We start from the raw sequence: 19176 nt of genomic DNA, 5'->3' as shown, positions 1-19176 counted from the left end.
GCCGTCCTCCGTATCGCCCCGATCCCTGATCCCCGATCGCACGATCCGCCGCCGACCAGCGAGAACACCGCGTCCCGGCACGATCCGGCACCTCGTGCCGAACAGTACGTTCCAGCAACGGACATCGGGAGGGGACGACCTCCGGCAGCTCGCCGCCCCGTGCTCGAACGGGCGCAGTCGTTGCCCCCTGTGGCGTGTCACCATGTGTGGATCACGAGAGGGGGCGATGATGCGAGACGGGCTGCAGATCAGCGTGTTGGGCGAGGTGAGAGCCACGTTCCAGGACCAGGTCGTGGACCTGGGAGGGCTTCGGCAGCGCGCAGTGCTGGCCCTCCTGCTGGTGGCACGGGGCGGGATCATCACCAGTGACCGGCTGGTCGACGCGGTGTGGGGCGGATCGCCGCCGCCGAGGGCACAAGGCGCCCTGCACGCGTACGTCTCGCATCTGCGACGCCGGCTCGAACCCGGACGGGAGGCCAGGTCCCGCAGCGGCTTCATCGTCAGCGAGGGCTCCGGATACGTCCTGCGGATACCGGACGAGGCAGTCGACGCGTGGTGCTTCGAACAGTCACTGCGGCATGCCGCCACGATCACCGACCCGGCCGAGGTGGTGCGGGTCCTCGAGGGCGGACTGGCGCTGTGGCGAGGACCGGCGTTCGCCGAGTACTCGGCGGAGTTGTGGGCCCGGGGGGAGACCGCACGGCTGGCGGAGTTGCGTGAGGTGGCTCGTGAGCGGCTGCTCGCCGCACGTCTCGAGCGTGGTGAGGACGCGGTCCTCGTGCCGGAGATCGAGGCACTGATCGGACAGGACCGCCTGCGCGAGGAACGCTGGCGTCTGCTCGCCCTGGCCCTCTACCGTTCGCACCGGCAGGGCGACGCGCTGAGCGCGTTGCGGCGCGCCAGACAGGTCCTTGCCGAGGAACTCGGAACCGATCCCGGCTTCGCTCTGCGCACCCTCGAAGCGGACGTTCTCGCCCAGTCACCCGCGCTCGACCGGCCTGTGTCTACCGGATTCGCGCACCGAGAGACAGCGACCGCGGCCCCGGAGGGGACGCGAATACAGCCCGCCGGCGCAGCCCGATCGGCTTCCCGGGGCGCGGACGTCCTGGTGGACCGGGACCGGCAACTGACCGAACTGGGCTACTGTCTGGCCGGTGCGCTGAAGAGCAGGGCCGGCTTGGTTTTCGTGGAGGGCCCCGCCGGTATCGGCAAGAGCCGTCTCCTCGCCGAGGTCCGCCGGATGGCCGCCGAACATGACGTGCTGACGCTGACCGCACGCGGCAGCCAGCGTGAGAAGGACTACGGATACGGCGCCGTGCGCCAACTCCTCGAACGCCTGGTCGTCAGACGCGGCGGCGAACTGATGACCGGAGCCGCCGCCGCGTCCACCGCGGTCTTCGACCCCGACGCGGCCGACCCCGGCCACCAGCCCGACAGCTACGCGGTCCTGAACGGCCTCCACCAGTTGACCCTCAGGCTCGCCGCCGAACGCCCCCTCCTCCTGGCCATCGACGACCTGCAGTGGTGCGACACCGGCTCGCTCCGCTTCCTGGCCCATCTCGCGGGCCGCCTCGAAGGACTTCCCATCCTCATCGCCGTCACCCTGCGTACCGGCGAACCGCACCACGACGGGGAGCTGCTGGCCGAACTCGCCGACAACACCGCGGCCTTGCGGATCCACCCCACTCCGCTCACGCCGGCGGGCGTGGCCGACGTGGTCCGCGACGCGCTGGGCGAGCCCCCCGACGCGACGTTCGCCGACGCCTGCCACCGGGCCACGTCCGGCAACCCCCTGCTACTGCGCCAGTTGGTGCGGGCGCTCCAGTCAGGCGGCATCCGGCCCGAGGCCGCCCACGCCGGCACCGTCACCTCCGTAGGGTCCAGGGCCGTCTCCCAGTTGGTCCTCAGCCGCCTCGCCCGGCTGCCCGCCGACGCGACGGTCGCGGCCCAAACGGTCGCCGTTCTCGGCGACGGCGCGACACTGCCCGACGTCGCCGCCGTCATGGAAGTGTCCGAGAACGAGGCGGCGGACGCCATCGCGCCCTTGGTCCGGGCCGAAATCATCCGCGACCACTACCCGTTCGGCTTCGTGCACCCCCTCGTGGGAGACGCGATCTACCGGGATCTGCCGCCCGGCGAAAGACAGTTGCGGCACGAGCGGGCCGCCCGCATCCTGCACGCCGCGGCCTCACCCCCCGAGCAGACGGCGGCCCACCTGCTGCTCACCCCGCACCGCGGCGACCCCTGGGTCGTCGACATGCTGTGCACCGCCGCCCGGGAAGCCGCGGGCCGCGGTGCCGCCGACGCCGCGGCCACCTACCTCACCCGCGCCCTGCGGGAGCCGCCCGGCCCCGCCCGACAGCCCGAGGTGCTCCTCGAACTCGGCCGCGCCGAGACCCTCGGCAACGGTCCCGCCGCCGTGGAACACCTGCGTCAGGCCTACGAGACGCTGACCGACCCGCCGCGCCGGGCCGTTGCGGCGCTTCTCCTGTCCCGGATCCTGGTCTTCGCCGGCAGGCAGGGGCAGGCGACCGAGTTCGCCCGGGGTGCCGCGGCCCGGCTGCCCACCGAACTGAAGGACGAACGGCAGGGCCTGCTGGCGCTGGAGCGGATGAGCGCCTACATGCACGGCCTGGACCGGCAGCCGTGGCGCAGCCCGCAGGACGCCGTCATCGACGGCGACGGGTCCGGCGCCCGGATGCTCGCCGCCTACCTGTCCTGGGAAGCAGCCCAGGACGGGAGCGAACGCAGCGGGGCCGTCGCGCTCGCCCGCTCCGCCGTCGCCGACGGTGTACTGCTGGACGCGGGGGAAGAGCTGCTCTGGTACGCCGCCGTCATCGTCCTGCACCTGGCGGACGAGGAGGTCGGAGAGCTGTGGGGCGCGGCACTGGCCCGCGCCGACGAGCGCGGCTCGCTGTTCTCCGTCCTCTCGACCCACATGTGGCGGGGTTTCACCCAGTGGGACCGGGGAGATCTCCGAGCGGCACTCAAGTCCCTCACGATCTCCGTGGAGCTGCACCAGGCGTGGGGCCTCGCACCCGGTGCCTCGCGCGGCTGGGACATCTTGACGGGGGTTCTGCTGGATCTGGGCGATACCGCCGGTGCCCGCGCGTGCCTGGATCGCATGCGCGCCTTGGCCGGGGATGCCGAGGGCGACCTCCTCACCAGGGAGACGCAGGCCCGGGTGCTCATCGCGGAAGGGCGTCACGACGAGGCGCTCACCGGCTTGGACGCCGCCCGGCAGCTACGGCCGTCCGTGGTCAACCACGCCTGGCGGCCGTGGGCGCCGCTGCGCGTGCAGGCGCTGGCGGGTGTCGGCCAACGGGCCGAGGCGGAGACCCTTGCCCGGGAGGAGCTCGCGCTGGCCCGCCGATGGGGCGCGCCGAGCATGGTGGGTCGGTCCTTGCGGGTGCTGGGCGAGCTGCGCGGCACCCACGGGGTGCCCGAACTCCGGGAGGCGGTGACGCTGCTCGCGCCCGGCCCCGCCCGTCTCGAACATGCCCGTGCCCTGTACTCCCTGGCGGTCCACGGCCCCGCCCGGGAGGCCGAGTCCGCCTTGCGCCGGGCGTACCCCATCGCCGAGCGCTGCGAGGCCGCCGGCCTCCTGCGGTCGATCGGCGACCTCATGGGCAGGCGTAGGTGAAGGTGGCCGACGCGTCCGCCGGGTCGGGCGACAGGATCTCCAGGGTGGCGGTCGCCTGCACGGTCCCGTGGCCGTCGAAGGTCCAGCGCAGGACGACGTCCGTCCGGTGCGCGTCCCGGGCGACCCGCTGCCGGAGAACGCCGGAAACCGTGCCGTCGCTGCGCTTCCAGCGGTAGTTGACCGTGCCTGCACGGCCGTTGGTGTGCAGGGTGCCGACGACCGTGGCGGTGCCGTCGCAGGCCGGACCCGCGGCATCGGCGTGGACGGTGGCTCCGGTCACGGCGAGCGCGGGAGCGTACCGCTGCCAGGCGAGGTAGACGAGTACCGCGATCAGTACGAGCGCCGGCAACAGCAGGCCGCCAAGAATGCTCCTGCGCGGTCGGCGTCGGCGTGGGACGTCCTGCGGCGTCGGGCCCGGGGACGGGGTGCCGTGCCAGACGCTCGCCACCCGGCCGTCGGCGGGGTCCCTCAGGGTGGGCACTCCGGGGCCGAAGCGCGGCGCCTCCTCCGACTCGGGTGCGATGGGTTCCGGGGTGTGGAGCGTGGCGGCGAGGGCGGCGGGCGGCAGTCGTACGGTGCCGACCTCGTCCACGTGGGGAAGGCGCACGGTGCTCTCGTCGGGCTTGTCCTGAGGTGTGGTCATCCGGCATCTCCTCTCCTTCGTACGGCGTGGATCCCCGGACTCTCAGCGGGGCGGATTGCAGCCGCGGGGCGCCGAGACGGTCACGAAGGCACCGTTGCCGGAATCGGCGGCCGGGCCGGTCGAGACCTTGACGCCGAGGTAGGGCGAGCGTTCCGGGGTGATGAACGTGTGGGTGTACCTGCCGGAGACCTGCGTCCGCCCCTTGGGAAGGGCGACCGCGTCCGTGGCGACCACCGGGCCGACCGCCCTGGCGGAGGAACCGGTGAACCAGGTCAGGTGGAGCGTTCCGTCGGCGGCCCCGTCGGTCAGTACGGTCACGGAAGCCACCAGGGCGCACCCGGACGCCGGCGGACCGCTCGCGTCGATCCTCACGGAGACGACGTGGAGTTCCGGTGCCGGGGTGACGGGCGGCACGGTGGTGCCCACGCCCGAGGAACTGCCGCTGCTCGTCCTTCCCGAGGCGCTGGTGCCTGCGCCCGACGCTCCGCCGGATCCGCCCGACGGCCCGCCCGAGGTGCCACCGCCGGGGGTGCCGGAACCGGACGAGTTACCGCCTCCCCCGCCACTCGACGAACCACCGGAGAGGTCGTCATGGCCCGCCGGGCTGTCCGTGCCCGGCGGTGCCTTGCTCGGGGCCGACGGCTCGTCGGTCGTCTCCTGCGCCGAAGCGGACACGCTGGGCGCTCCGGTCGTCGACGGCTCGTCGCTCGCGGTTGCGCTCGCGGAAGCACTGCCGGATGGCGAACCGGACGTCGAAGGGGCGGACATCGCCACCGGTTCGTTCACCGGGTGATCGCTGCCCACGGCCACCGCGGTCATGGCGATCCCACCGAGCAGCAACGCGCCGGCGGCCACCCCGGCCAGGGCCTTTCCCTTGCGGTTCAGCGGCGGACGACTGCGTTTGCCCCGGCCCGGTCCGGGCCCGGAGCCGGGGGTGGCGCTTGATTCAGGGCCGGGGCCGGGGCCGAGGTCGGTGGTGGCCAGCGCCGTGGTGTCCGAGGCGCCGCCGGGGTTGGCCCGGGGGAACAGCAGAGGTAGCAGGGCCGCCAGCGCGGCGAGTTTGCGCTGCCCCCGTTCCTCCCAGTCCTCGCCGTAAGCGGCTGTCGCCACGACTTCGAGTTCGGCTACGAAGTCCGCAGCGGTGGCCGGACGTTGCCCGGGCGTCTTGGCGAGACCGCTGCGGATCAACGGACGCACCCGCTCGGGGGCGAGCTCGTCCGGGACGGGCGCGCCCATGTGCTGCATCGCCAGTTCCCTGACGGTCTCGCCGGCGTACGGCTTGGCGCCGGTGAGGCACTCGAAGAACGTGGCGGTCGCCGCGTACACATCCGTCGCGGGACTCGCCGGCCGGCCGGTCCACTGCTCGGGCGCCATGTACATGGGGGTGCCGGCCGATTCCCCGGCCTCCCCACTGGGCACCGCGATGCCGAAGTCGACCAGCTTGGACGTCCCGTCGGCGGCGATCAGGACGTTGTCGGGCTTGTAGTCCCGATGTACCACCCCCGCCGCATGGGCGGCGGCAAGGCCAAGCAGCGATCCCTTGAGCACAACGAGTGCCGCCTCGGGCTCGGTGGCGCCCTCCTGCCCGAGCAGCGCGCGGAGCGGAATGCCGTCCACCAGCTCCATGACGATCGCCGCACCGAGGGACGTCTCCACGTACTCGTAGAACTCGACCACATAGGGGGACCGAAGGGTGCCCAGCAGCTTGGCCTCGGCGCGGAACCCGGCGAGGAACGTGCTGTCGCCGCGCAGCCGTTCCGACAGGTACTTGATCGCCACCGGCGACCCGGTCCCGTCGTGCCGGGCGAGCATCACCCGGCCACTCGCGCCCGAACCCAGCTCCCTCGACGGCGTGTATCCGGGAATCATCCACGGGTCCGCGCCGGGTCCGTCGGCCACGGGGAAGACCTGCGGCCCGCTCATGCGACACGTCCATCCACGGCGAGGCCGCCGAGGAGCGCCTCGGACACCCGGGATCCCCACGCGCGGCGCGGGCCGTGAACAGGCGCCCCCTGGAGCACGCCGCCGCGGTGGGCACCGACGACCGTCGGATTCAGCATTTCTTCCGTCCTCGTTCTGTCGGATGTGCGTGAGTTGCCCTCCTGCACATGGTTCGCTGCCGGTCTTGCGGCCGGCTTGCATCCGCTTCGCAACGTCCGGAATTCCGGACGGGGACGGCTCGGTGGGCCTGCCCTGATCGGCGCTTGTTGTTGCCTTCTCGTCCCGGTGCTTATTGCTGCGTTCCGGCCGTCATTCGGAAATGATCGTGCCGGGCGTATTCCGGTGCAGTCGATATTGCGGCGTCCGCCATTTTGTGTGCCGGGGGAGGGCCGAACCGGCGACGGCCCGTGCCGGCACCACGGTCCGGCCGCGGCAGACGGAGCCCGTCAGAGCTCGTCCAGGAGCCTTGCCTTGGCCTGCTCGAATTCCACAGGCGTCAGGGCACCCGAGATCAGCAGCGCCTGCAGGCGTTCCAGCCGCACGAGTGCATCGCCGGACATTGCCAGAGACTCGTCCGCGAGGGCCCGGTGCATCTGCAGGTGGCGGAATATGCCCACGGCCCGCCCGGTCACCACGGCGTTCGAGCGGGCGGGGCGAGGTCCGGTGATCCCGCGGCCCGGCGCGAACGGATCCAGGGGTTCACCCCGAAGGCCCGCCGCGAGCAGAAAGGCGCTCAGGATTCCCGTGATCGAAGATATCGGCAGCGCGAACGCCCATAGAGTGGTTCCCGCAGGGCATTCACGCTTCGACACGTAAACCCCACCGGACGAACAACTACCGGTGCGCATCAATTGATAGAAACTGTACGCGGCTACTGCCAGCGAGATGAGAAGAAAAAGGCCACCGATACCGGCGCGCAGAAAGGATTTCATGATCCCGGATTCCCTTGAAGGCGTGGCTTGCGAGCCGGCGACGGACGCCGGCGTCCCGTCCACATCGGTCGGCTCACGGACGGAATTCGCTCGGCACGCGGGCGGCGGGCGTGCCGCCGATGCTGTCGCCGACGACGACCGCGAGGCTCAGCCGTAGTGTCACGAACAGTCCCTTCCGCGCTGATGGGTTCGGGCCGATGGAAGCGCGAAAGACGGAAGGCACGGACGCCGCCCGCGTGGTTCCGGGCTTCGGCCGGCCCCGTTCCGGTGGACGAACCCCCGGCTGAGCCAACTCTCCTCCGCCCCCTTGCGGTGGACTTGCGACCGACTAGGACACGTCCGGTCGGTCATGTGACCATCTCGCGGTCGAGTCGTCGGTCCGGGTATGGGGCGGGGTGATCCGACGGATGCGGAGTGGGAGCGATTGCGGCCGTTCCTGCCGGTGAGCAACGGGCGTTGTGGCAGGTGGCGGGATCACGGGCAGGTGATCGACGGGCTTGTGCATCGGGTGCGGACCGGGGTTCGGTGGCGTGATCCGCCCGAACGGTTCGGCCCCTGGAAGACGGTCTACGACTTGATCGTCACACCGGGACAGCGGGCCGACCGCACGCAACTCGCGCCCGTCCCGAAGAAGATCCGCGTCCCGCGGACCGGACCGGGCACGTCACGCACCAAGACCGGACAGCCTCGCCGCGGACAAGGCCCACGGAAACGGGCCCTGCCGCGAAGACCTGCGACGACGCCGCATGACGATCCGGCGGCGTCCCGGGCCGTCGCCCGCGACCTGCGGCGGCGGTACGGCGACCGGTACCGGATGGTGCGTGCGGAGTCCGAGGACTCGGCGTCGGCGGCGTTGCGGGAGCTGAAGCCGCAGGACAGCCACGTCGCGGTGCTGCCGGCCGACCACCGGATGCCGCGGATGAACGGCATCGAGTTCCTTCGTCGGTGGGGCGGCCCGTCGGACGCCGCGGTGCACGCCCTGTCGCGGTCTTCGATCGTCGCGACACGGGGGGCGCGGCGGGGTGTCGGAGCGGTCGGCACTGCCCGCCGGAATACGAGATTCCGGTGATGCTGTGGATGTCCTGAATTGTTCTGGTGGGGGTGATGCGGATCCGTCTAGGTTGCAGGAGCCGTCAACTGGCCGGTGGGTGGGAGCCCCGCGACGTGGGTGCCGCCGGTCGGGGAGGGGAACGCGGTGTGACCGAGCACGTTCAGTGCCGCATGGAGGGACCGGCGCCTTGTGTCGCAAGAGTCCGGTCGAGGCCCTGCCGGCCCGGACCGGCCCCGCTTTGGCACCCGCCGACACCGCCGGGAGGCCCGGAGCGGACCCGGAGCTCGTGAAGTATCTCCAAGACGGCCGGCGCAGCCGGGAACGACTCGGCCTCCCGAGCCCCGCCGAGTCGGCGGAAGCGTGCCACGCCGGGCGGACGACGGCCGACTGGGTGAACGCGACACCCGGGCGCCCCTCGCGGACCGGCTGATCGGCGCTCCGAACGCCGGGGGACGCCGGTCGTGATCGAGGGGGTCAGTGATGTGTGCGGACCCCTCCGCACCCGTCCGTGAACCCCGGACTCGTCATCCCCGTCGGCTGACCCGGGCCTCGTACGTACACGCGTCGTGGGGAAATCGGGAGACGGTCCGGACGGCTTTCCCATTCAAGCGCTCTGCCGGGAGGAATCGAATGTCCGCGAGCAAGAAAAAGGAACACAGGTCGGCGAAGATGGTGACCAAGGGGGCCGTCGCCGCGGTTCTCTCGCTCGGCGTCGGATTCGCACCCACCTTCATTGCAGCCGCCCCCGCCGGCGCCGCCACATACAACTCCAGCGAATACAGCACATGGGTCCCCGGGCAGACCAACATTCCGGTCCTGAAATCCCTCATCAAGAGGACCACGATGCTGGACTGGGCGCGCCCCGGCGTCACGCAGACACTGAGTATGAAAAACAACCTCGACCAGAACGTGTACGTGCTCCACCGGACACACGCCATGTTCGTGCTGGCGGACATGTCGGCCGCGCTCGCCAGCTTGACGTCGGCGAGCGTCGGGGGAGTGGTGACGGAAGCGGTGATGCGCGGGGCGGTGAAGGCGGCCGGGGAATGGCAGGAGTGGTTCAAAACCGAGATCGAGGCCGAGAACCTGAAGGTGAAGAGAGGGCAGATCGGCGTCCCCCGAGCGCTGGCCAACATCGTGGTCGCCACGGTGAAGAAGGGCAGGGACCTGAACGGGGACCTGAAGACCGTCCTCGATGCCGTCTTCTTCGGCGACAACAGCCTCTTTGACCGGGTGACCAACACCCAGAGTGCCCTCGCCGACAACGATCCCTTCACTCAGAAGCTGGTCGGCCAGATCAAAAGGGAAGCCCAGGTGATCCGGCCGGGGCAAACGGAAAAGCTCTCGGAGGCCAACTACATCGAGAACGCCATCGTCTTCAGTGGGACGAACAAGCCGACCAGTGGCTTCCTGGAGAAGCTGGGCAACCTGCTGCAGGGCGTCAACGTTCCGGGTGTCAGTGGCTTGGCGGGCATGGCCGGGTTCCCCACCCTCGACATGTACGTCATGACGGAGGACGCGAAGAAGATCGCGCACATGACGTCCGCCCCGAACATCACGTGGACCGTCACCGAGGCGAAAATCTTCCCCGACTCCGACGGAACCGTCGGCGACCTCACCCATCCGGAGGGCCTCGGGTATTACCTGTGGACCGTCACCCCTCCCGTCGGTGAGGATCTCAGTCTGCAAACCTACAATCGGCAGGCCTACAACGCACTGGAATCGTCCGGATTCGACCGGGGCGCCGCGACCCAAATCCTGATCAGGCTACGGGAACAATTCCAGAGCCAGGGCAGCGGGGCGGACGACACCACGGTCGCGAAGGCGACCGCCAAAGTACTCACCGGGCCAAATTTCCGCAAGCTTCTGTGGCTGGACCTCAAGAACGGCGAAAGTGACTCCCCGGAGGCGGTCAAGAATGCGACATACTGGGCATATCAAGACACCATCTGGGGCGTTACCCACCCGGCCGGAGGCGCGACGGGCCATGAAGCAAACTACATCCGACCTGCATATATCGTGGCGGGTGGCATGGAGTTCGAACAAGGTGCGAGCCACCGCCTCACGGATGACCATCCGAGGAATGTGAACGACAACGACATCGCCCAATACGATGCGTGCCTGAGCGCCACCCGCTACGGGCTCACTTTCCAAGACGCGCAGCGGGCCATTCAGAAATTCGGAGCCAAGATCCCCCTCGGCAATGGCAATATCTGGAACATCGCGGCACCCTCCACCGATGGAATACGGGCATCCGATATCGTGCAAATCGTCGCCGCCCTCAACGGCAAGATCAAGAACCGTGCCGGCGGCAGCGCCGTGGGTGATAAATTGGTCTCGGCGATCGATAAACTGACCGCCGAGAATTCCAACGACCTGCCACGGCTTCGTGCGTGGTGGGACTCGAATGCGAATCTTTCGAAGGACATTCTGGCCGTCCTCGAAGCATAGACATCCGCCACCTCGACCCTCGTGACGGGCCGTCGGATTCTCCGGCGGCTCGTCACGGTTCGACTGCTTCGTCCCGGCTGTTTTGAAAGATCTTGCCGATTGATCATGTGTTGACCGTTGGGTTTGCAGGATCTGGCACGGATGGTCGGTTGAGTCCGCGTCGGCGCCCGCGTCTGTTTCCGTTCCCGTTTCCGTTTCCTGGGCAGGGCTGCCCGGTGTCGGCCGCCGCGACGGCTACCCGGCCCTGTCGCCTGGCCCGCCGTCGGGTCAGCTTGTCCGACCCTGCTCCGGAGGAGGGCCTGCGGTGGCCCCATCGGTGCCCCGCGGGCCCATGGCGTCGGCCCGTGTGGGCGGGCGCAGGCGGACCATGCGGCGGGTGCCCCACACCCTGTCGTAGGCGTACGTCACCCGGATGCCGACCCGCAGCGCCAGGCGCCGGGCGCGCGACCAGCCGAGCAGACGGCCCATGCGGTCCATTACCGCGAGGCTCACGTCGCGGTTCACCTCGATTTCGGCGCGGGCGGTCCTGCGCAGGGCCCGCCCGATGTGCGTCCGGCCGTCGCGGACGGACAGGCGCAGCAACTCCTCGTGGCAGTAGGCGAGGTGATTCTCCTCGTCCTCGCAGATCATCCGGATGCCCCGGCCGATGTCGGGGTCGTCGCCGAGGTATCGACGCAACATCCGCATGTCCTCCGCGGCGCGCTGCTCGGTCACGCGGCTGTGCACCAGGTATTCGACGATGTCGTCCTCGGTCAGCGGTTCGTCCCGGCGCAGCCGATCGTGGGCGAGGCCCAGTCCCCGGCGTTCGAGGAGCATGCAGTAGTCCGTCTCGGGCGGGACGTCGACCGGATCGAGCCCGCGGCGGTGCAGCATGGCGTTGAAGATGCGCCCGTGCTTGTCCTCGTCGGCGCCGTGCCGGGCGATCTTGGGCGCCAGTTCCGGGTCGCGGGCCAGGGCGGCGATCCGCCCGTTCTCCCACCCGCCCTGGCTCTCGCCCTTTGCCGCGATGCTGCAGAACAGGCGGAACGCCTCGTCGTCCCGATGGATCTCTCGAAGAATGTCGCGAGGACCGAGCACGACAGAGCCCTCCATTCCCACAGGCGTTGCGGATACCGCCGAACCCCACCACGGGACCGGACACCGGCACAGTCGCCGGAAGTGCCCGGATACCACCTGTCCACGAAGTGAAACCGCGCGGTCGCGCGAGGTCGTCGCGCCGCCGAGTGCGTGGGCTCACCCGGTGAGCGTGGTGTGCAGCGCGTCGAGGCCGTCGCGGTAGATGCCGGTGAACAGGTCGACCGCCTCGCTTTCCTCGACGCCGTCGGGGGTGAAGCGGCCGGACCACTGCACCTCGGCGACGTGCTCTCGGCCGGGGACCGGGCGGACCCGCAGGGTGGAGAGGTAGCCGGTCACGGGGAAGGGTGCTTCGAGGATGGCGTAGGTGTACCGGCGCTCGGTCTCGTTGAAGTCCATCAGGCGTTCGACGATGACGTCGCCGTCCGGGTTCGTCAGGCGGCGAACCCGGCCGCCTTCGAGCGCGGTGCTCTCGGGGATATAGGGGAGCCAGTCGGGCAGGGTGTCGAATCCGCCGATCAGGTCCCATATCCGCTGCGGCGGGGCGGGCAGTATTCGGCTCACGGACGTGGATGCCATGGTCTTTCTCCTGTTCGTGTTTCTCTGTTCGGTTTGGTGTTTCGGGTCGGGTTTGTGTTTCGGGTCCGGTCGGGTGGTCGTTCGGGGTCAGGCGCCCTGGGGGAGCGGGGCATCGGGGGCGACGAGGCCGGCGGAGCGCAGGTCGTGCCAGAACGCGGTCGGGACGTTCGCGTTCAGGGCGGCGACGTCCTCGGCGATGCGACCGGGGCGGGTGGCGCCGGGGATGGCGGCGGCGGCCACGGGGTGGGCCAGGGAGAACTGGAGGGCGGCGGCCTTGATGCCGATGTTGTGCCGTTCGGTGAGGGCCTTGAGCCGCCCGACCCGCTCGACGATCTCCGGCGGGGCCTGCCGGTACTCGAAGTGGCTGCCGCCGGCGAGCACGCCGGAGCTGTACGGTCCGCCGACGATCATGTCGACGTTCGCCGCCTGGGCCATCGGCAACAGGCGCCCGAGGGCGTGTTGGTGGTCCAGGAGGGTGTAGCGGCCGGCGAGCAGAAATCCGTCGGGTCGGGGCTCGTCCAGGGCCAGGGTCAACTCGATCGGCTCGGTCCGGTTGACGCCGAGTCCCCAGGCTTTGATCACACCCTCGTCGCGGAGTCGGGAGAGCACCCGGAAGGCACCGGTACGGGCCTCCTCGTACTTGTGCAACCACAGGTCGCCGTGGAAGTCCTGGGCGATGTCGTGGACCCAGACGATGTCCAGGCGGTCGACACCGAGGCGCTTCAGGCTGCCCTCGATCGAGCGCTCGGTGGCGTCGGCGGTCCACTCGTGGAGCATGCGGTTGGCGTTGCCGTGCTCGAACAGGCCGCCCTTCTCGCCGAATTCGCGGTTTCCCGTCTCGTGCTCGTCGAGGACGACGCGGCCGACCTTGGAGGACAGCACGTACGAGTCGCGGGGCTTGGTCGCCAGGAGCGCACCCAGGCGCTCCTCGGCGAGGCCGGCCCCGTAGAAGGGGGCGGTGTCGTAGAAGCGGATGCCCTGGTCCCAGGCGGCCTCGACGGTGGCGGCGGCCTCGTCGTCGGGTATCGCGCGGAACATGTTGCCGAGGGGGGCGGTGCCGAAGCCGAGTCGGCCGGGGAGGAATTCGCGGAGGGACATGGGGATGCCTCTTTCGATGTTCGACGGGTGTTTTGCCGGTGGGGGGTGTGGGGTGTCCCCGATGCGGGGAGTCGGGGCGCGGCGGGCCGTTCCGGGTGGGCTGGGGTCAGCCGGGACGGCCTCGCCGGGTGCTCAGTCGAGGTGGTCCGGGTGCGGGCCGGTGCGCAGGTCGCGGTCGCCGGCGGCGATCGTGGCCATGTCCTCGTCGGTGAGCGCGAAGTCGAACACGTCGAGGTTCTCGCGGATGCGGGCCGGGGTGACGGACTTCGGGATGACGATGTTGCCGAGTTGCAGGTGCCGGCGCAGCACCACCTGCGCCGGGGACTTGCCGGTGCGGGCCGCGATGGTGGTGATCGCCTCGTCGTTCAGGACGGCGCCCTGGGCGAGCGGGCTCCATGCCTCGGTGGCGATGCCGTGTTCGGCGTGGAAGGCGCGCAACTCGGCCTGCTGGAGGCCGGGGTGCAGCTCGATCTGGTTGACGGCAGGCACGAGGTCGCTGCCGTCCAGCAGGCGTCGGAGGTGCGCGGGTTGGAAGTTGGACACGCCCGCCGCGCGGATGCGGCCCTCGGCGGCGAGGCGCTCGATGGCGCGCCAGGAGTCGAGGTAGAGGTCGCGCGCGGGGGCGGGCCAGTGGATCAGGTAGAGGTCGACGGTGTCGAGGCCGAGCTTGGCGAGGGCGGTGTCGAAGGCGCGAAGGGTGCGGTCGTAGCCCTGGTCGGCGTTCCACAGCTTGGTGGTGACGAACAGTTCCTCGCGTGGGAGTCCGGAGTCGGCCAGGGCCCGACCGACGCCGGTCTCGTTGCCCTAGATCGCGGCGGTGTCGATGCTGCGGTAGCCGGCCTCCAGGGCGCCGGCGACGGCGGTGGTGGTCTGGTCCTCGCGGACCTGGAAGACGCCGAAGCCGAGCTGGGGGATCTCGACGCCGTTGTTCAGCTTCACGGTGGGGACGGTGGTGCTCATGGTGGTGCCGCTTTCTCGGTTGATGGGGGTCTGCTACAGACCGAGTCGGGAGGTTCGGGAGTTTTCGGGGATGTTCGACGGTGTCCGTTCCGTCGGTGACCCGCTCTTGGTGATCAGGTCGAGATCTCCGGTGTCGAGGCGCCGTCCGTGGTCCGCGAAGGTCTGCTGCGGGGTGCGGGTCATCGGGCGAGCTTCGCGAGGGCCGCGGTGGCGAAGCCGTGGTCCTGCTCGGGGGCGCCGCCGCCGACGCCGACGGCGCCGATCAGCCGGCCGTCGCGGTGTACCGGGACGCCGCCGGCGATGAACAGCAGGGGGCGGTCGAGTGCGGTGGTCAGCGAGTGGAACGGGCCGTCGGGCTTGACGAGGTCGACCAGATCGGCGGTCGGGGCGTTCAGCTGCAGGGCGGTGTAGGCCTTGCGGGTGCTGGTCTCGCCGGCGATCAGGACGGCCCGGTCGTCGCGGCGAAAGGCGAGCAGGTGCCCGCCCGCGTCCAGGACGGTCACGCCGACCGCGACTCCGGCCGCCTCGGCGGCGGTACGGGCGGCCGTGATCAGGGTCTCGGCGTCGGCGGTGGTCAACGGGGTCATGGAGGTGGTGCTCATGGTGGTGCTGCTCCTGTGTGAGGGGGATGGGGGTCAGTGGTGGACGGGGACGCGGACGTCGGCGGTCGGGGGGACGACCGGGGGCTCGGCCGCCTCGGTTTCGCGCGCCGAGGTGCGACGCTCCAGGGCGGCGGACCAGAAGGCGAGGACCAGGGCCGCGCCGGCGAGTACGGCGCCGACCCAGTTCGGGGCGGTGTAGCCGAGTCCGGCGGAGATGACCATCCCGCCGAGCCAGGCCGCGAGCGCGTTGCCGAGATTGAAGGCGCCGATGTTGACGGCGGAGGCCAGGGTGGGCGCGCCGTGGGCCTGGTCGAGAACCCGCTTCTGGAGCGGCGGAACGGTGGCGAAGCCCAGCGCGCCGACCAGCAGGATGGTCACCGCGGCCAGGATCCTGTTGTGCGCGGTGACGGTGAACAGCGCCAGCACGACGGCGAGCCCGCCGAGAGTGACGTACAACATCGGCATCAGAGCGCGGTCCGCGAACCGGCCGCCGAGCAGGTTGCCCAGGAACATGCCGACCCCGAACAACACCAGCAGCCAGGTTACCGCGCCGTCCGAGTAGCCGGCCGTGTGGGTCATCATCGGGGCGATGTAGGTGATGGCGGCGAAGACACCGCCGAAGCCGAGCACCGTCATCGCCATCGCGAGCAACACCTGCGGGTTGCGGAACGCGGTCAGCTCCCGGCGCAGGTGGGCGCCCTCGGGGCGGGGCATGGCCGGCACCAGCCTCGCGATGCCGAGCAGGCCGATCACGCCGAGCGCGGCGACGCCCGCGAAGGTGACCCGCCAGCCGACGGCCTGACCGATGAAGGTGCCCAGCGGTACGCCGACGATGTTGGCGACGGTCAGTCCGGTGAACATGGTGGCGATGGCGCCGGCCTTCCGGTCGGGCGCGACCAGGCCGGCGGCGACCACCGAGCCGATGCCGAAGAAGGCGCCGTGGGCGAGCGAGGCCACGATGCGCCCCGCGAGCATGACGCCGAAGGTGGGCGCGAGTGCGGAGACGAGATTGCCGACGACGAACAGGCCCATCAGGGCCATGAGCATCGTCTTGCGCCCGATCCGGTTGCCGAGCACGGTCATCAGCGGTGCACCCACGACGACGCCGACCGCGTAACCGGTGACGAGGAGTCCGGCGGTGGGGATCGACACGCCGTAGTCGTCCGCGATCTCGGGCAGCAGGCCCATGACCACGAACTCGGTGGTGCCGATCCCGAACGCCCCGATGGCCAGGGCGAGGAGCGCGAGAGGCATGATGCGAACCCTTCGTACGATTGCTGGTGCTCCTTACGAGCCTCGACAATAGTTGCATACGCGCTATAAGTGCAAATGCCGGTAGTCATCCATCGAGGATGCTTGCATGGGCGCCATACATGCGGCAGCCGGTATTTCAGAAAATGGAGTATCCTGAACGCCTGCCTGTCGTACCCGGAAGGAGACTCGGGCCCATGACCGCCACGGATCCCGCACTGACCGCCCTCGCCAACGGATGGGCCGCGCTCTACGTCCTGTACGGCCGGATCGAGGCGCAGATCGAACGCGCGCTGCAGACCGAGCACGACCTGAGCGTGCGGGAGTATTCGCTGCTCGACGTGCTCAGCCGCCAGCACGACGGCGAGGGCGGCCACCTGCAGATGAAGCAGGTCGCCGACGCGGTCGTACTCAGCCAGAGCGCCACCACACGCCTGGTCACCCGGCTCGAGGACCGCGGGCTGCTGGCCCGCTACCTGTGCCCCACCGACCGCCGCGGCATCTACACCGACGTCAGCGACGCCGGCCTGAAGCTTCTGGCACAGGCCCGGCCGACCAACGACACCGCCCTGCGCGAGGCCCTCGACGAAGCGGCCAGGAACCCCGAGTTGGCCCCACTGGTCAAGGCGGTCGAAGCGGTCAACCCCGCCGGCGGCCTACCGGCGGCGCCGACCACCCGACCGTAGCGACCGCACACCGGACCGGAACCGAAGCACACACGGACACGAGCGTGGCGTAGGCGGACGTATGCGAGGGACCGTCGAACGACGGCATCCCCGTAGCGGCGACAACGACGGCCCACCACCCGCTCGACGACGAAGCGGTGGCGCAGGACGAGCCCGCGCGCAACTTCTGGCTGGCGATGCCGATGGTCTTCGCCACCCACCACGTCGACGCCGACCCACGCCCGCCGCAACGAGGACTTCGACGCGCTCGGCCGCGAGAGCACATCGTTCTTTGTCGGGGACGCCATCGAACACCTGCTCGCGGACGAGAGCGGCCACCTCTGGGTCGCACACTTCGACGAGAACCCGGCCGGAATCCGCCGCTGGAGCCCCACGGGCCGACTCGCCTGGACGTCGGACGGCGCCGGGATCCCCGGCCTGTTCGACTGCTACTCCCTGAACGTGTCGGGCACCACGGCCTGGGCGTGCCCGTACACGGACTTCCCCCTCGTCGAGATACGCCCCGACCGCCCCGACCGGCCGGTGACGGTGCGGGCGAACAGCGTCCGGGGCGCCCACGCGGTGGCCGTCCACGGCGACCGGGTCGCCTTCTACGGCGGCTACGGCGACGAGCGGGACCGACTCGCCCACGCAGAGCTCACCGAAGCGTCCGTCGAGCCGACGGACGTCGGCCTGCTCACCCTGCCCGACGGCTCCGCCCCCGGCCCCCGACGCGTCGTCGCCCGAGGAAGCAGGATCACGTCCAGGCCGAGCCGTTCACCGCATGGGGAGTGTTCGACCTCGGCGGTTGACACCCGGCACCCTCGTGACAACGCAAGCCTGAACGTGCGAGCGACATCCGAGGGCGGGACCGGGCACGAAGGCGAGCGACCCCGTTGCCCAAGGTGCGCCTGCTCGGCTGTGACGACCAGCACCGCACCCGGCGGTACGAGGACACCGCAACGCCGCCGCTCCCTCCCGACGGCGACCGCACCCCGTCACACCGGGACCCGTGACGCGGTCCCGGCGACAGCCTCGCCTCCGGTGCACACGAGCGCCCGAAGTTGCCCGACACGGCGAACTCCCGCGCCGTTGTGTCGACCCTGCCCGGACACAACCCGCGCCGACAGGACGCGAACGATCCGTCGCAGGCTGCCGTTCACTTGCTCGTCAGTCTGCGGCATCCACGGCGCCCGCGCGGCGAGCCGCCGCCTGCCGCGGCCACCGACTCCGCGCCTACATCGTTACCCTCGCGACTCGACGCGGTCCTCGAGGCGATCGAAGACGTAACTGCCGATCGACCGGTCGCTCCCACGGACCGAGGACGTGGCTGATTGAATCCGGTCACGACGGATCCGTCGCAGGTCGGCGACGCTCCTCTGAACTATTGGGATTGAAGCCGTGACGTGGTTCCGGGCAGCAGGCCCGCGCGGGTCAGGTGCGGCACCAGCCGATCGGGGTCGGTGCCCCAGCGGTCCCGGGGCCGGTCGAACCCGCACACCACGTCCCCGGCCTGCGCGTAGTGGAACATCGCGAGCGCGTTGATGTTCTCGAAGGTGCTCAGGGCCACCGTGCCGGCCGACACCGCGGCGAGGACGTCGTGGTGGGTGCCGCGGCTGCGGGCGTCCTCGAAGGCGAAGGCCCACCCGTCGGCATCGCCGGCCCGGATCACCCCCTCCTTGTCCGCGACCGCGGCGTGGCCGAACTCCTCGGCGACGTCCTCGATCCAGTGGTTCGCGTCGATCACGCTCTTGCGGGCCGTGCGCGTCATATCGCAGCCCATGCGCCCCAGCAACTCCATTGCCGACAGCCCGCGTGCGGAGGTCACGCAGTACCCGAACTCGGTGAAGTAGGAGTCCTGCAGCCACTCGACAGTGTCGCCACTCACGGCTCGACTCCTTCGAATAGTTCGACCGTCGCGGGACTCGGCAAGCTACCCGAGCGACCCGACACGACCCCGCTCCCTCCAAGGCGGCCCAGGGCGCACGATGGTCCGCACGTGCGCGTTACGGGCCCGCGGCGGATGCGGCGAGTCGGTGTGCGGTGACCCGGTGCCATCCGCGCAACGTCCCGCCGACGTCGCGGTTCAGGCCGGTGATCTCACGGGCGGTGGTGTCCGCCCAGATCGGGTGCAGGCCCGGGACGACGGTGACCGCCTCGGCGTCCGTGAGCGGCCTGGCCGCACGGCCGCGTTCCCTGGGCAGGGGCGAGGACGGCTGTGACGGGCGGGCCATACCGTCGTTCACTATTGGCACCGGCCCGAATTCAGCGCACACAACGGCCTGG

At 70.4% G+C, this 19176-nt stretch carries 14 protein-coding genes and 3 pseudogenes; 5 read left to right on the top strand and 12 right to left on the bottom strand.

Annotated elements, in window-relative coordinates:
• Positions 1-226 precede the first annotated feature (226 nt).
• A complete protein-coding gene (locus ACWGR4_RS41655; protein ID WP_452129802.1) occupies positions 227-3643 on the top strand; it encodes a BTAD domain-containing putative transcriptional regulator in 3417 nt (1138 codons plus the stop codon).
• On the opposite strand, the gene ACWGR4_RS41650 is transcribed toward ACWGR4_RS41655, so the two are convergent.
• The 3 genes from ACWGR4_RS41650 to ACWGR4_RS41640 all read right to left on the bottom strand — a co-directional run bounded on the left by ACWGR4_RS41650 (position 3624) and on the right by ACWGR4_RS41640 (position 7159).
• Positions 3624-4286, bottom strand: coding sequence for a hypothetical protein (locus tag ACWGR4_RS41650; RefSeq protein ID WP_452129803.1), 663 nt, complete (start codon positions 4284-4286; stop codon positions 3624-3626). The genes ACWGR4_RS41655 and ACWGR4_RS41650 overlap by 20 nt on opposite strands.
• A gap of 42 nt (positions 4287-4328) precedes the next feature.
• A complete protein-coding gene (locus tag ACWGR4_RS41645) occupies positions 4329-6209 on the bottom strand; it encodes a serine/threonine-protein kinase (RefSeq protein ID WP_452129804.1) in 1881 nt (626 codons plus the stop codon).
• A gap of 464 nt (positions 6210-6673) precedes the next feature.
• Positions 6674-7159 (bottom strand): SHOCT domain-containing protein, encoded by a 486-nt coding sequence (locus ACWGR4_RS41640; protein WP_452129805.1) that lies wholly within the window; start codon positions 7157-7159, stop codon positions 6674-6676.
• Positions 7160-7544: 385 nt separating this feature from the next.
• On the opposite strand from ACWGR4_RS41640, the pseudogene ACWGR4_RS41635 reads away from it, so the two are divergent.
• From ACWGR4_RS41635 to ACWGR4_RS41625, 3 genes and pseudogenes are all read left to right on the top strand, one after another.
• Positions 7545-7730, top strand: a pseudogene (locus tag ACWGR4_RS41635) (transposase); the annotation flags it as partial.
• Between the two features lie 168 nt (positions 7731-7898).
• Positions 7899-8105 (top strand): annotated as a pseudogene (locus tag ACWGR4_RS41630) (fused response regulator/thioredoxin-disulfide reductase); the annotation flags it as partial.
• Between the two features lie 735 nt (positions 8106-8840).
• Positions 8841-10661 carry a hypothetical protein gene (locus ACWGR4_RS41625; RefSeq protein WP_380001972.1) on the top strand — a complete coding sequence of 607 codons (1821 nt, stop codon included), beginning with the start codon at positions 8841-8843 and terminating at the stop codon, positions 10659-10661.
• Between the two features lie 267 nt (positions 10662-10928).
• On the opposite strand, the gene ACWGR4_RS41620 is transcribed toward ACWGR4_RS41625, so the two are convergent.
• The 7 genes and pseudogenes from ACWGR4_RS41620 to ACWGR4_RS41590 all read right to left on the bottom strand — a co-directional run bounded on the left by ACWGR4_RS41620 (position 10929) and on the right by ACWGR4_RS41590 (position 16228).
• A complete protein-coding gene (locus ACWGR4_RS41620; RefSeq protein WP_452129806.1) occupies positions 10929-11738 on the bottom strand; it encodes a ferritin-like domain-containing protein in 810 nt (269 codons plus the stop codon).
• Positions 11739-11894: 156 nt separating this feature from the next.
• Entirely contained in the window at positions 11895-12314 is a 420-nt protein-coding gene (locus tag ACWGR4_RS41615) for an SRPBCC family protein (RefSeq protein WP_452129807.1), read from the bottom strand.
• 87 nt (positions 12315-12401) lie between these two features.
• The gene (locus tag ACWGR4_RS41610; RefSeq protein ID WP_452129808.1) at positions 12402-13412 is read right to left on the bottom strand and encodes an aldo/keto reductase; all 1011 of its coding nucleotides are present in this window, start codon (positions 13410-13412) and stop codon (positions 12402-12404) included.
• 132 nt (positions 13413-13544) lie between these two features.
• Positions 13545-14372, bottom strand: a pseudogene (locus tag ACWGR4_RS41605) (aldo/keto reductase).
• A gap of 33 nt (positions 14373-14405) precedes the next feature.
• Positions 14406-14555 carry a hypothetical protein gene (locus ACWGR4_RS41600; protein WP_452129809.1) on the bottom strand — a complete coding sequence of 50 codons (150 nt, stop codon included), beginning with the start codon at positions 14553-14555 and terminating at the stop codon, positions 14406-14408.
• Positions 14552-14974, bottom strand: coding sequence for a GlcG/HbpS family heme-binding protein (locus ACWGR4_RS41595; RefSeq protein ID WP_452129810.1), 423 nt, complete (start codon positions 14972-14974; stop codon positions 14552-14554). Before ACWGR4_RS41595 ends, ACWGR4_RS41600 begins: the two co-directional genes overlap by 4 nt.
• Positions 14975-15007: 33 nt before the next feature.
• Positions 15008-16228 carry an MFS transporter gene (locus ACWGR4_RS41590; RefSeq protein ID WP_452129811.1) on the bottom strand — a complete coding sequence of 407 codons (1221 nt, stop codon included), beginning with the start codon at positions 16226-16228 and terminating at the stop codon, positions 15008-15010.
• A gap of 194 nt (positions 16229-16422) precedes the next feature.
• On the opposite strand from ACWGR4_RS41590, the gene ACWGR4_RS41585 reads away from it, so the two are divergent.
• Positions 16423-16911 (top strand): MarR family winged helix-turn-helix transcriptional regulator, encoded by a 489-nt coding sequence (locus ACWGR4_RS41585; RefSeq protein WP_380001988.1) that lies wholly within the window; start codon positions 16423-16425, stop codon positions 16909-16911.
• A 1363-nt stretch (positions 16912-18274) separates the two neighbouring features.
• Here ACWGR4_RS41585 and ACWGR4_RS41580 read toward each other — a convergent pair.
• Positions 18275-18778, bottom strand: a complete 504-nt coding sequence (locus ACWGR4_RS41580; protein WP_452129812.1) for a DUF6461 domain-containing protein — start codon at positions 18776-18778, stop codon at positions 18275-18277.
• 118 nt (positions 18779-18896) lie between these two features.
• Positions 18897-19124, bottom strand: a complete 228-nt coding sequence (locus ACWGR4_RS41575) for a hypothetical protein (protein ID WP_452129813.1) — start codon at positions 19122-19124, stop codon at positions 18897-18899.
• Positions 19125-19176: the final 52 nt, after the last annotated feature.

The sequence above is a fragment of the Embleya sp. NPDC055664 genome, assembly GCF_053618075.1.
Note: the sequence above shows the minus strand (reverse complement) of the source record. Positions and strands in the feature narration are given on the sequence as shown.